Consider the following 13,540-nt stretch of genomic DNA (forward strand, 5'->3'; position numbering starts at 1 on the left):
CCTACGGGCTACGTTTTGGTATTGAATTATTTCGCAAGCAAGGGATTGAAATTAATGAGATCCGTTTGACCGGCGGCGGCGCTCGCAGTAAAAAATGGCGGCAAATTGTGGCTGATGTCATGAATACGCCTGTTATTTGTGTCACTAACCAAGAAGCTGCCGCACTGGGTGCGGCTATTCAAGCTATGTGGTGTGATTCCTTGGCAGAAGAGAAAGATAAACAAGCGCAGCTCGCCCACCTTTGCCAATATTTTGTTCATCTTGATGAAGAAACCCGCACCGTTCCAACCCCCGAAACGGCCACATTATATGATGTGTTTTATCAAGATTATTTATCTCTGCTTACTACTGAATATCCCGAGGTGAAGATATGACGACATTGATCGCCGATAATTCTCTTAATGAATGACTCAAGGTCACTGGTATCCAATAATTTTTCATGATGAAAAAAACAAACCTAGCTATTTTAAACGAGGTTTGTCGGCAGTGTGGTGAAGGCGTTTCGCCTTCACGCTTTTTTACCTTTATTTCAATTTACTTTATTTCAACTCATTTAGTCTTATATTGCGCCTCAGCATCAATAAAACGCTGTTGCGCTGTGCTACTCGGTGCTTTGCCCAACAGACTCACAATCACGATCGCAATAGAAGCTAAGATAAAGCCAGGAATAATCTCATACAATGCAAACCACTGGTATTTCATCCACACCAATACCGTGACGGCCCCTACCAACATCCCCACTAATGCGCCATTACGTGTCATACGTTTCCAGATAACAGAAATCAGTACGACCGGGCCGAACGCAGCACCAAATCCAGCCCATGCATTACTGACCAGAGCCAGTACTTTATTGTCCGGGTTGGTTGCTATCACCATTGCGATGACCGCCACCAGCAACACCATGAAACGCCCCACCCACACTAACTCTTTCTGGCTGGCAGATTTACGGATAAAGGGTTTGTAAAGATCTTCCGTCAAAGCACTTGCACACACCAGCAACTGACAGCTTAAGGTACTCATCACCGCGGCCAGAATAGCAGAGAGTAAAATGCCCGCTATCCACGGATTAAACAGAATAACCGCCAATTCCATAAAGATACGCTCACGGTTGGCTGTGACCGGGCCAGACAGTTCAGGATGCATTTCAAAATAAGCAATACCAAAGAAACCGACAGCAATAGTGCCTGCCAAACATAACACCATCCAAGTCATACTGATACGACGAGCCTTGCGGATAGTGTGATGGGAGTCTGCCGCCATAAAACGCGCCAGAATATGTGGCTGACCAAAATAACCTAACCCCCAACCCAACAGCGAGATAATGGCAATAAAGTTCAACCCTTTAAACATATCCATATAAGCCGGGCTTTTTGCTGCTATCAGAGCCAGAGAGGTATCAATGCCACCCACAGAGAAAATAACGATGACCGGCGTCAAGATAAGCGCAAAGATCATTAATGAGGCCTGAACCGTATCAGTCCAACTGACCGCCAAGAAGCCGCCAAGGAAAGTATAGGCAATTGTTGCTGCGGCACCGAGCCACATGGCCTTCTGATAACTGATACCAAACGTACTTTCAAATAACAATCCTCCGGCAACCACGCCAGAAGCACAATAGATGGTGAAGAAGATCAGAATAACCAGTGCAGAAATAATACGTAGAATTTTGCTACTATCCTCAAAACGACCGGTGAAATAATCCGGCAATGTTAGCGCATTATTATTGACTTCCGTCTGGATACGTAGCCTGCCTGCCACCAATTTCCAGTTCAGGTAAGCACCTAAAGCAAGACCAATGGCTATCCAGCTTTCTGAAATCCCCGCAAAATAGACTACGCCAGGTAAGCCCATTAATAACCAACCACTCATATCCGAAGCACCGGCAGACAAAGCCGTTACCACACTACCTAATCTCCTTCCTCCCAAGATATAGTCATCAAAATTTTTGGTTGAACGATAAGCCAAAAAACCTATCAACAACATTCCAGTAATGTAGACAATAAAGGTGATTAGCATTGGTGTATTTACTGTCATGCAAGTTCTCCATAGTGTTATCTGTGTTTTGCAAATCCGCAGTTCTCCCGGGTACACAGAGTTTTCCCTGTCAGGTTCAGGAACGTTGCACCTGATTGCACCTAAAGATGGACCATAATTCTAAATTGAAATAATTATTTTTGTAACCAATTAGAAAGTTACAGTGAATCCTAGATTAGCATCAGGTAATTTAACAACTAATTAACGCCATTTTTTACAAAAAACGTTTACTGAATCACATTTATTTGATTTAAAAATTATACTTTTTAACCATTTTAGGGTTATACGCCTACATTAGCCACAAAATGTTAAACCAATATATATCAATCAAATAAAGTCACAAAAATAAATATATCCACCTAATTATAATAACTAGATTAATTTCACAAAAATAAAACAAGCGATTCTCATAAGGTTGCACAAAGTTGCAACATGTCAGATATTATCATGCAATTTTAGATAAACCTTACCTATTAAGGAGCAAGGATGGGTAGTACAACAATGGGCGTGAAGCTTGATGAAGCAACGCGCGATCGCATTAAAGCTGCGGCACAACGGATTGACCGCACTCCACATTGGCTAATTAAACAAGCTATTTTTAATTATCTTGAACGTCTTGAAAACGATGAACAGATCGCTGAACTCTCTGCTAGTCAGGATGTTAAAGAAGAGAAGATAATCGCAGAAGAAACGGTAACAGATTCGTCTCATCAACCTTTCCTCGACTTCGCAGAACATATCCTGCCTCAATCAGTAAAACGTTCCGCAATTACTGCTGCCTATCGCCTGCCAGAAACACAGGCCGTTCCCATGCTGCTACAACAGGCGCAATTGCCAGAAGATCAGGCACAAGCGACTCATAAGCTGGCTTACAGCATTGCAGAAAAATTGCGTAACCAGAAAAACAGCATGGGTCGTTCAGGTCTGGTTCAAGGGTTATTGCAGGAATTCTCGCTTTCATCTCAGGAAGGCGTTGCGCTAATGTGTCTTGCGGAAGCCCTGCTCCGTATTCCTGATAAAGCCACTCGCGACGCGCTGATCCGCGACAAAATCAGTAACGGCAACTGGCATTCTCACCTAGGCCAAAGTTCGTCCATGTTTGTCAATGCAGCAACCTGGGGGCTACTGTTTACCGGCAAACTGGTTTCTACCCACAACGAAGCCAAACTCTCCAATTCACTGAATCGCATTATCAGTAAGAGCGGCGAACCATTAGTGCGTAAAGGCGTAGATATGGCAATGCGCCTGATGGGTGAACAGTTTGTGACCGGAGAAACCATCGCCCAAGCGCTGGCAAGTGCACGTAAGCTGGAAGAAAAAGGGTTCCGTTACTCCTACGACATGCTAGGTGAAGCCGCTTTAACTGAGGAAGATGCTCAGAATTATATGGTTTCCTATCAACAAGCCATTCATGCTATCGGGAAAGCATCTAATGGCCGCGGCATTTATGAAGGGCCTGGAATTTCCATTAAGCTTTCTGCCCTGCACCCGCGTTATAGCCGTGCTCAATATGAACGCGTCATCAATGAGCTATATCCACGCCTGCTTTCTCTGACATTACAAGCTCGCCAATATGATATTGGTATCAATATTGATGCCGAAGAAGCAGATCGCCTGGAAATTTCTCTCGATCTGTTAGAAAAGCTCTGTTTTGAACCGCAACTGGCTGGCTGGAATGGCATTGGTTTCGTCATTCAGGCTTATCAGAAGCGCTGCCCCTTTGTTATCGATACAGTTATTGACTTAGCACAGCGCAGCAGCCGTCGGCTGATGGTGCGACTGGTAAAAGGCGCTTACTGGGATAGTGAAATTAAACGTGCTCAAATCGACGGGCTGGAAGGTTATCCAGTTTACACCCGCAAAGTTTATACTGACGTTTCTTATCTGGCTTGCGCCCGCAAACTGTTGTCAGTACCTAATCTGGTTTATCCTCAGTTCGCTACTCATAACGCCCATACTTTAGCTGCTGTTTATCATATGGCGGGCCAAAACTATTATCCCGGTCAATATGAATTTCAGTGTCTGCATGGCATGGGAGAACCATTGTATGAACAAGTGGTCGGGAAAATCGCTGATGGTAAATTAAACCGCCCATGCCGTATTTATGCGCCAGTAGGCACTCACGAAACACTGCTAGCTTATCTGGTCCGCCGTCTGCTGGAAAATGGCGCTAACACCTCTTTCGTCAACCGTATCGCCGATACCACATTACCACTGGATGAACTGGTTGCCGATCCGGTGAAAAAGGTTCAGAAACTGGCCGAAACCGAAGGTCAAATCGGTCTTCCACATCCGAAAATTCCTCTGCCTCATAATTTATATGGCAAAGATCGCGCAAACTCAGCCGGTCTAGATCTTGCCAACGAACATCGTCTGGCATCTCTTTCCAGTGCGCTATTAAGTTCTGCTACCGAAGAGCAGTATAGCGAGCCACTACTGGGCGGCAATTATCACCATCAAGGTGAGTTACCAGCCGCTAAACCGGTTATTAACCCGGCGACACCTTCGGATATTGTCGGTCATGTTCGTGAAACAACTGAACAGGAAGTCGGTCATGCGCTGAATGTTGCAACAGAAGCCGGCGCAATCTGGTTTGCCACGCCACCATCAGAACGGGCAGCCATTTTAGTTCGTGCGGCGGAATTGATGGAAAACCAGATGCAACCGTTATTAGGTATTTTAGTGCGGGAAGCTGGCAAAACCTTTAATAATGCGATTGCTGAGGTACGCGAGGCGGTCGATTTTCTCTACTACTATGCGGGACAGATTCGCCATGATTTCGCTAATGATACGCATCGCCCACTGGGGCCGGTTGTCTGTATCAGCCCGTGGAACTTCCCATTAGCCATTTTTACCGGACAGATAGCGGCTGCATTGGCTGCCGGTAACAGCGTATTAGCAAAACCTGCGGAACAGACCCCATTAATTGCGGCAACAGCGGTCAAAATACTGCATCAAGCAGGTATTCCCCACGACGCATTGCAATTATTACCCGGCCGAGGTGAAACCATTGGTTCTCTTCTGGTGGGTGATGAGAGAGTACGAGGCGTGATGTTTACTGGCTCCACTGAAGTGGCCGGCCTATTACAACGTAATATTGCCGGACGGCTTGATGCACAAGGGCGCCCAACCCCTCTGGTTGCCGAAACTGGTGGTCTGAACGCCATGATTGTCGACTCTTCCGCACTGACAGAACAAGTTGTTACTGATGTGGTCGCCTCTGCTTTTGACAGTGCCGGTCAACGTTGCTCTGCCTTGCGTATCCTCTGTATTCAAGATGATGTAGCAGAACGCACCATTGCTATGCTGAAAGGCGCCATGTCTGAATGCCGGATGGGTAATCCTGAGCGCCTGTCTACCGATATCGGCCCGGTCATTGATGCGGAAGCCAAAGCCGGCATTGATCGTCATATTCAAGCAATGCGTACCAAAGGGCGCACGATTTATCAGGCAGCACAAGATAATGTGGTTGACAATCAAGAGTGGGATCAAGGCACCTTTGTTAAACCGACACTAATTGAACTAGAAAGCTTTGATGAATTGAAGCAGGAGATTTTCGGGCCGGTTCTGCATGTTGTCCGTTTTAAACGTAATGAACTGGATAAATTGCTGGATCAAATTAATAGTTCCAACTATGGCCTGACTCTGGGTGTCCATACTCGTATTGACGAAACGATTGCACAAGTTACCGCTAAAGCGAAAGTCGGTAATCTGTATGTTAACCGCAACATGGTAGGCGCTGTTGTTGGCGTACAGCCATTCGGTGGTGAAGGCTTGTCTGGTACCGGACCGAAAGCAGGCGGCCCACTCTATTTGTACCGTCTACTCTCTTGCCGTCCTCAAAATGCGATCAACCAAACGTTGGAACGTCAAGATGCTGAATATCCATTGGATGCCAATGCCCGTTCAGCGCTAATGGCTCCCTTTGATGCATTAACAGAATGGGCAGCCAATCAGCACAACGAAGAGCTAAATCAGTTAGTTCAACAATATAAATTGCTGGCACAAGGTGGCACCACCCGCCTGTTGCCTGGGCCGACGGGCGAACGCAACACTTACACCCTGTTACCTCGTGGTCAGGTGCTGTGTCTGGCGGATAATCAACAAGATACATTCATTCAACTGGCAGCAACACTGTCTGTAGGCTGTCAATTGCTATGGCAAAATGATGAACTACATCAGAAACTGTTTCGTCAATTGCCAGATAGCGTCCGTAAATCAATCAATTTGGTTCAGGACTGGCAGAGTGAAGATACGGCATTCGAAGCGGTTATTTACCACGGCGACTCTGATCAACTGCGTCAAGTTTGCGAACAAGTCGCTCAACGTAAAGGCGTTATCATTTCCGTACAAGGTTTTGCCCGTGGAGAAACTAATCTGCTGTTAGAACGTTTGCTACATGAACGCTCATTGAGCATTAATACCGCAGCGGCGGGGGGTAATGCCAGTTTGATGACTATCGGTTAATTTCGGCTGTAGCTAAGGGGAATACATCAAAAATGTATTCCCCAAGAGTCTTAGCTTAATCACTGGTTGTTTGCCCACGGTTCATTACTGTTTCAGATATTCCTTTAGCCATATATACCCGTCATCTTTCAAGTTGCCTCTTTGTTGGCGGCACTCACTCACCCCGGTCACATCGTTATCTATGCTCCCGGGGACTCGCTCCCTTGCCGTCGCGATGCATCTTGAAATCTATAGGGTATACAATATATTGCCGAACACAAAAATCAATAAGATTTCGAATGATATTGGGAAAATTAATGTTGAGATGGCTAAAAAAAATAATAAGGTAAAATAAATTGGCGCCTATTGTGATATTTAAAAAACTTCCCACATCACTTCTGTAATTTTAAGCAAATGAAATAATAGAAAAAATCCCGTAACAAATAGGTAATTTGCCCAACGTATAAATTCTTCTACACACCCTGATGGGCGATTAAACCGGATTAATGAAGAAAATGAGTTGCATTATTATTCATAATGAAAGAAACGAACCTCGTTATTTTTAACGTGGTTTGTCCACGGTCCAAAGGGAACACATCAAACATGTGTTCCCCCCAAATTAATCATCTCTTTGCTGTTTATATTTCCAGCTTAGTGACCGCCCTGTTGCCAGCTCAAATACTGTTCATACTTGCGCAAAGCAATGTTGTAGTTACTGAATGCCGACTGTGACAGCTTTTCACTCAGTTTTTCCTGAATTTTCTCTGTTGTGAACTCTTTTACAGGGTAATTGCTTGAAGTGAGCAATTCATCCAAACGTCGTAAACGAACCACATACTCACGAACAGTACTATGACTCATTTCAGTCTGTTCAAACAGGTACTGTTTGAACGACATGATGTCAAAATAATCTGTCTCGCTATTGCAATAAATCTCACTGCAAAAACGACATAACGCGACAAATTTATCTTGCAGCTCATCCCAAGTCTTGTCATCAATCAACTCCGTCATCTCGGAGATGGACTCTTTGTTGATCACTTGGCCATTAAAAACCAAAGAGATACGGTCAAGAGCTTTGTGACAATGCAAGCAATGAGTTTGACTATGCTTGTAGTCTTTAATGTAACGGCTGAGCGGCCGTTTCTTTTGTGTTGTAACAGACATAAGAGATAAGCCCTGTGTGTAGTCTTAAACAAAAAACAAATAAGCAAAAAAGTTACTTTTCCGGATTTAAGCGTGCCCGCAAGCGTTTAATCGCTTGGCTATGTAGCTGACTTATACGGGACTCCCCGACTTCAAGTACTGCGCCAATCTCTTTCAGATTAAGTTCTTCCTGATAATACAACGTCAGAACCATTTTTTCTCGTTCAGGTAACGAATCGATAGCCTCAATTACCCGTTGACGAACATCACTCTCCAGCAATTGTTGTAATGGATTGGTTTCATGCCCTTCTTCAATGACAGGTTCACAACTTTCACCATGCATTTCATGCCATTCGTCATACGAAAACAACTGACTGTTATTCGTATCTAATAGTATCTGCCGATATTCTACCAGATCAATCTTTAATTCTTTAGCAACTTCCTGCTCACTGGCTGGACGGCCTAAGTCTTGCTCAAGTTTTCGGATGATTTGCGTCACTTCGCGCGCATTACGGCGCACGCTACGCGGAGCCCAATCGCGGCTCCTTAACTCATCCAACATTGCACCTCTGATGCGTTGTACCGCATAAGTGGTAAACGCGGTTCCCTGTAAGGAATCAAAACGTTCCACCGCATTTAGTAAGCCGATTCCCCCGGCCTGAAGTAGATCATCCAGCTCCACACACGCGGGTAACCTAACTTGTAGCCTTAACGCTTCATGGCGAACTAATGGTACGTAGCGCTTCCAGAGGCTGTTTTTGTCCATCACGCCTTCGGCGGTATACAAATCGCTCACAACAACAGACACCTTTGGAAAAAGAGACTAACCCTCATTATCCAATCCCCTAACAAGGGCAATCGTTTGAACAATGTAGTAAAAACGCTTCTTTTTCACCTATGCGAAATTTATTGTCTGCCTAATAGTATCACAAATTTTAGGCTGTTCCTGATAAACTCCTAAAAAAGAAGGACCGGCGAGCCGATCCTTGATTTATTTGGATTTTTATGTGAATCAGGTTCACATATTGCCCTAGCTGAGCAATTAACGCAGCAGAGACAATACGTTATTAGGAATTTGGTTAGCCTGAGCCAGAACCGCAGTACCTGCCTGTTGCAGAATTTGACCACGGCTCATGTTAGATACTTCAGTCGCATAGTCAGCATCTTCGATACGGCTACGAGCAGCGCTCAGGTTGTTAACGGTGTTGTTCAGGTTGTTAACGGTAGATTCCAGACGGTTCTGAATAGCCCCCAGAGAACTGCGCAGGCTGTCAACTTTTGCCAGAGCATTGTCCAAAGTTTCCAGAGGCTTTTCTGATGCTTTAGCTGTGACTTCATCACCTGCGGTTAATTTACCATTGGTCTTATCAATCTGAGCTTTGAAATATTTTACTTTACCATCTGTAGCGTCAGTACCTTTGACAACATAGTTGTCAGGATCAACTGAACCATCACCCTTAACAGCTTTATAAACTTCTACACTTTTCAGGTCTTTAACTTTAGTATCAGCAGTGTAATCGATATTTTTCTTCGCACCACCTTTACCATCGTCAACCTGTGCAACTGCTTCGCCGTGTGGAACTGCCGCAGAAACAGTGAATGTATCCACTTTCAGAATTTTGCTGTTAATTTCTTCCAGATTAATTTTGATAACTTCGTTATCGTTAGCACCAACCTGAATGGTCATTTCGTTCTTTTCACTTAGAACATGAACACCGTTAAATTGAGTCTGTTTAGAAATACGATCAATTTCCTTTAAACGCTCAGTAACTTCTTCCTGGATAGATTTGGTATCACTCGCAGAGTTGGTTTCATTTTTCGCCTGAACAGCCAGTTCACGAATACGCTGTAAGTTGGTGTTAATTTCGTTCAGAGCACCTTCAGTAGTCTGTGCAATAGAGATACCGTCATTAGCGTTACGTGCTGCCTGAGTCAAACCTCTAACATTTGAAGTGAAACGGTTAGCGATCGCTTGACCAGCCGCGTCATCCTTGGCACTGTTGATACGCAGACCAGAAGACAGACGCTCGATAGCGTTACCCAAAGTACCCTGGGATTTGGTCAGGTTATTCTGAGTCAGCAGGGACAGGCTGTTGGTGTTGATGACTTGTGCCATAATTAGAGTTCCTTTTTAAAATCAAGTCGATATATAAGTTTGGGTTTTACCCACGGTGTTCACCACCGCCAACAGTTTTATCGGCGCCCCTCAAAGAACCTTTAATTTTTCTTGAAAAAACTTTTTCTTTTTTATCACTTTGCCCTGATAAGCCAAACAGCGTCGGTTCTTCACGACTATTCTTACCATAGAAAAATTATTTTTATTAGTAAACTTTTCTAAAAACTTACCGATAACCGGTTCAATAAAGCTTTACTAATAAAGGAGTCAATAAATGGCTAGCATTTCTTCATTAGGCGCCGGGTCGGGGATGGATCTTGGTTCTATATTGGATAAACTTCAGGCAGCAGAACAAAAGCGTTTAGTCCCTCTGACAGAACAGCAAACCAGTTATAAAGGTAAGCTAACGGCTTTTGGCACATTAAAAAGCAGTTTGGAAAAGCTGGAAACCGCGTCTGAATCCCTGAAAAAGTTCGATAAACTTAATACAACCACTGCCAGCGAAAAACATGACGCATTCACTGCCAGTACTGATTCTAAAGCCAGCCCAGGTAACTACAGTATTGAAGTTACGCAGTTGGCGCAGGCACAATCATTACAGGCAGAAAAAGTCAGTAATATCAAAGAGTATATGGGCGAATCTTTGGGTGAAGGTAAAACCCGGACAATCACCATTACTCAACCTGGCGAAAAAAAGCCGATGAAAATCGAGCTGACAGACAGACAAACATCCATTATTGAGATCAAGGATGCAATTAATAAACAGGAAGGTAATGTCAGCGCCAGTATTCTTAAGGCCAAAGATGGCGAAAACTATTTAGTGCTGACGGCTAAAAAAGCTGGCACTGAATCCGTGATGACCATCAAAGTTGAAGGTGATAACAAACTTAGCCAATTTTTAGACTATACGCCGGGTGCAACAAGTAAACTAACTGAAACAGTCAAAGCTAAAAATGCACTCTTGAAAGTTAACAACATCGAAATTGAGCGTCAAACAAACCATATTACCGATGCACCCGAAGGCGTTAAACTAGATCTGAAAAAAACAACCCATGATAAGGACAAGCCTGAGGAACATAATCCAGAAATACTGGTCATATCCCGTGATATTGAGCCGATGAAAGAGGCGATTAAAAACTGGGTTGATGCTTATAATGAGTTGCAAACAACGTTTGATTCGCTGACCAAATATAAGCCAGTAAAACAGGGTGAAGAACCGTCGAAAGATAATGGCGCTTTATTAGGTGACAGCACATTACGCGGAATACAGAACCAGCTAAGAAGCCAAATTTTCAGCTCTCAAAAGGTCAATGATATTCCAACCCTGAATAAACTGGGCATTAAACAAAAGTTTGACGGCAAGCTGGAAATTGATAACGAAAAACTGGAAAAAAATCTAAAAGAAAAACCGGCTAATGTGAAAGCATTCTTTATGGGTGACGGTAAAGAAACGGGTTTTGCCACCCAGACACATAAGCTATTAAAAGATGCTCTGGATAGCCATGAAGGTACCTTAGTTACCGCGACTAATGGCATTAACAAGCATCTAAAAACCCTTGAGAAACAAGTAGACAGAACGAAAGACACTATTAACGCAACAATTGAACGTTATAAACGCCAATTTTCACAACTGGATAAAATGGTCTCTTCCTTGGGAAAAACCGGTAACTTCCTATCACAGCTACAGACAATAAGATAATTAAAGGAAATTATGTATCAACGTTCGGCAAGTCAATTATATGCCCAGATAGATGTGGAGAGCGAAATTATGAACGCCTCCCCCTATCAGTTGATTCAGATTTTGTTCAACGGGGCGCTTAGCGCCCTACGCCGAGCAATTATTCTGATGGAACAAGGTAATATCGCAGAAAAAGGCGCAGCTATTTCCAAAGCGATCAATATCATCGATAATGGCCTCAAACAGGGGTTAGATAATGAAAAAGGTGGAGAGCTGGCACACAATCTCGCTTCCCTTTACGACTATATGACCCAACGTTTACTCCACGCTAATTTACGCAATGATGAGCCAGCCATTACCGAAGTAATAAAGTTACTCACCGAGATTTCAGACGCTTGGCGGCAAATTGGCCCTCATTACAACGCCAGTCAGGATATTGTTTAATGGATAATGAAATGGATCTTTTGTCAGCTTACCAACGGATCCTAAGTTTAAGTGAGCAAATGCTTAATTTAGCTAAAAATGAAAAATGGGATGAACTTGTTGATATGGAAATCACCTACCTCAAAGCAGTAGAAGTGATCAGCCACTCTTCAATATCATCGACTGTTTCTCTTTCGTTACAGCAAAAAATGACCAACATTTTGCAGATAATTTTAGATAATGAAAATGAGATTAAAAAACTACTACAGCAAAGACTTGATGAATTAAGTAAACTCATCAAACAAGCAAGCCAACAGCAATTATTAAATGATAGCTACGGCCAATTCCCTGTTGAACCCTATTATACTCTTATGAATTCTACGGAACAAAAGTAATCGAGAAATAAAGGTGATGTACTCTCATCACCATTATTTACCCGTTTTGTGAGCTTGGTTTAGGATGTCTTTAAAACCTTGTAGTATTCCGATCTACAAATCAGGATTGCCCTTCGTCTTCATATTCCCCCCCATCACGACCAATAGGTATTAATGAGCTGTTATATGTAGCCCTGTGATTTAAGTTGATTGTGAAAAATAAAAAGACCACGCCGGAGCGCAGCCTTGAATAATCTAGCAATACAAAAATTCCAGATATTTAGTTGTAAACTCTAAGTTTACTACTGATATATCGAAGAATCCCCCCAGTTGCCCGTCTCTTAACCAGAACTCTGACTAAGATACAGAGCATTTGCCAAGGTTGAAAAAAATCAGCTATATAAATTAATCATGCCAATTACAGTAAAAACGGAAGGTTTTATCTATTTGTTTTAACAGATCACCTATTTTCTCAGCTTCACTACTTTTATATTGTGGAGAATAATAAACTGACTCTTTTATACGATGCCCAAGATGGTATTTGACTCCATCCACTGTAATTGTTAGTTTTTTATTTGTAACACTTGTCAGATGGTCTTTGTATATAGATAATTCGGTCAAATTTATATCTAATGTATGCCCAAAAATAAGATCTTCGCTTTCTTTCCAATAAAAACCACTAACAGTTTCATTCCCATTGCTTATATTGTTTTCAATCGTAACTAAATTTTTATTACTATGATCCCCCCATTCTTTATATGATTCTTTTTTCGAAATTTCATATGGAGTTGCATCGAAAACCAACATGTATTCATAAGGGACTGAAATATCAACATTTAATTCCCAATCACAAGCCATCATATCTTCTTGTGTTGGCTGCCACGGTACAAAATTGCCGTGCTCATTGCATAAATCGATATGCGTTAAGTAATCATATTTAGTACCAACAGCGACACCATCAACAGCATAGGCACTTCCTTCTTCCACAGTTAAATCATTCACACGAGGGATAATAACTAAATACATATTCTTATCGCTCCAAACAGAACGAACGACACGCTTACGTAGTTTTAATTGAATTAAAGCCCAAGAAAAAGAACCAACCGGAGCGATAACACTGTGACATTCATATTGCTTAGGATCAAACGGGCATTCATTCTCAGGTTTCATAACTTCAGAAATATTATTTCCTTATATCTATATACCCTATGGATTTCAAGATGCATCGCGACGGCAAGGGAGCGAATCCCCGGGAGCATAGATAACTATGTGACCGGGGTGAGTGAGCGCAGCCAACAAAGAGGCAACTTGAAAGATAACGGGTAT

Annotated in this window: 10 protein-coding genes; 5 read left to right on the plus strand and 5 right to left on the minus strand. The window is 42.9% G+C overall.

The features are described 5' to 3' along the window. A partial coding sequence (locus LG003_RS19265) for an FGGY-family carbohydrate kinase (RefSeq protein ID WP_262981411.1) occupies positions 1-374 on the plus strand: 374 nt, incomplete at its 5' end. Positions 375-549: 175 nt separating this feature from the next. Here LG003_RS19265 and putP read toward each other — a convergent pair. Further along, on the minus strand, positions 550-2,034 hold the full coding sequence (putP, locus tag LG003_RS19270) for a sodium/proline symporter PutP (protein ID WP_112876896.1): 1,485 nt from the start codon (positions 2,032-2,034) through the stop codon (positions 550-552). Positions 2,035-2,520: 486 nt separating this feature from the next. On the opposite strand from putP, the gene putA reads away from it, so the two are divergent. Beyond that, positions 2,521-6,501 carry a trifunctional transcriptional regulator/proline dehydrogenase/L-glutamate gamma-semialdehyde dehydrogenase gene (gene putA / locus LG003_RS19275; protein ID WP_262981412.1) on the plus strand — a complete coding sequence of 1,327 codons (3,981 nt, stop codon included), beginning with the start codon at positions 2,521-2,523 and terminating at the stop codon, positions 6,499-6,501. 630 nt (positions 6,502-7,131) lie between these two features. On the opposite strand, the gene fliZ is transcribed toward putA, so the two are convergent. The 3 genes from fliZ to LG003_RS19290 all read right to left on the minus strand — a co-directional run bounded on the left by fliZ (position 7,132) and on the right by LG003_RS19290 (position 9,739). Beyond that, the gene (gene fliZ, locus LG003_RS19280) at positions 7,132-7,644 is read right to left on the minus strand and encodes a flagella biosynthesis regulatory protein FliZ (protein ID WP_011146218.1); all 513 of its coding nucleotides are present in this window, start codon (positions 7,642-7,644) and stop codon (positions 7,132-7,134) included. A gap of 52 nt (positions 7,645-7,696) precedes the next feature. Then, positions 7,697-8,419 (minus strand): RNA polymerase sigma factor FliA, encoded by a 723-nt coding sequence (locus tag LG003_RS19285; RefSeq protein WP_112876894.1) that lies wholly within the window; start codon positions 8,417-8,419, stop codon positions 7,697-7,699. Between the two features lie 246 nt (positions 8,420-8,665). Beyond that, on the minus strand, positions 8,666-9,739 hold the full coding sequence (locus tag LG003_RS19290) for a FliC/FljB family flagellin (protein ID WP_112876893.1): 1,074 nt from the start codon (positions 9,737-9,739) through the stop codon (positions 8,666-8,668). Positions 9,740-10,013: 274 nt separating this feature from the next. Between LG003_RS19290 and fliD the strand changes: the two genes are divergently transcribed. The 3 genes from fliD to fliT are packed head-to-tail and all read left to right on the plus strand — an operon-like array spanning position 10,014 to position 12,235. After that, positions 10,014-11,438, plus strand: a complete 1,425-nt coding sequence (gene fliD / locus LG003_RS19295; RefSeq protein WP_262981413.1) for a flagellar filament capping protein FliD — start codon at positions 10,014-10,016, stop codon at positions 11,436-11,438. Positions 11,439-11,450: 12 nt separating this feature from the next. Next, positions 11,451-11,861 carry a flagellar export chaperone FliS gene (gene fliS, locus LG003_RS19300; protein WP_036775505.1) on the plus strand — a complete coding sequence of 137 codons (411 nt, stop codon included), beginning with the start codon at positions 11,451-11,453 and terminating at the stop codon, positions 11,859-11,861. Then, positions 11,861-12,235 carry a flagella biosynthesis regulatory protein FliT gene (gene fliT, locus LG003_RS19305; RefSeq protein ID WP_112876891.1) on the plus strand — a complete coding sequence of 125 codons (375 nt, stop codon included), beginning with the start codon at positions 11,861-11,863 and terminating at the stop codon, positions 12,233-12,235. The genes fliS and fliT overlap by 1 nt, the downstream gene beginning before the upstream one ends. 384 nt (positions 12,236-12,619) lie before the next feature. On the opposite strand, the gene LG003_RS19310 is transcribed toward fliT, so the two are convergent. Next, a complete protein-coding gene (locus LG003_RS19310; RefSeq protein WP_449301338.1) occupies positions 12,620-13,396 on the minus strand; it encodes a DUF2829 domain-containing protein in 777 nt (258 codons plus the stop codon). Positions 13,397-13,540: the final 144 nt, after the last annotated feature.

This window comes from Photorhabdus kleinii (assembly GCF_025384885.1).
In the GTDB taxonomy this organism is placed as follows: domain Bacteria; phylum Pseudomonadota; class Gammaproteobacteria; order Enterobacterales; family Enterobacteriaceae; genus Photorhabdus; species Photorhabdus kayaii.

What these genes read in the sequence shown, in the direction of transcription:
- putP (WP_112876896.1), bottom strand. Translation starts at nt 2,034, where the DNA reads ATGACAGTAAATACACCAATGCTAATCACCTTTATTGTCTACATTACT.
- putA (WP_262981412.1), top strand. Translation starts at nt 2,521, where the DNA reads ATGGGTAGTACAACAATGGGCGTGAAGCTTGATGAAGCAACGCGCGAT.
- fliZ (WP_011146218.1), bottom strand. Translation starts at nt 7,644, where the DNA reads ATGTCTGTTACAACACAAAAGAAACGGCCGCTCAGCCGTTACATTAAA.
- LG003_RS19290 (WP_112876893.1), bottom strand. Translation starts at nt 9,739, where the DNA reads ATGGCACAAGTCATCAACACCAACAGCCTGTCCCTGCTGACTCAGAAT.
- fliD (WP_262981413.1), top strand. Translation starts at nt 10,014, where the DNA reads ATGGCTAGCATTTCTTCATTAGGCGCCGGGTCGGGGATGGATCTTGGT.
- fliS (WP_036775505.1), top strand. Translation starts at nt 11,451, where the DNA reads ATGTATCAACGTTCGGCAAGTCAATTATATGCCCAGATAGATGTGGAG.
- fliT (WP_112876891.1), top strand. Translation starts at nt 11,861, where the DNA reads ATGGATAATGAAATGGATCTTTTGTCAGCTTACCAACGGATCCTAAGT.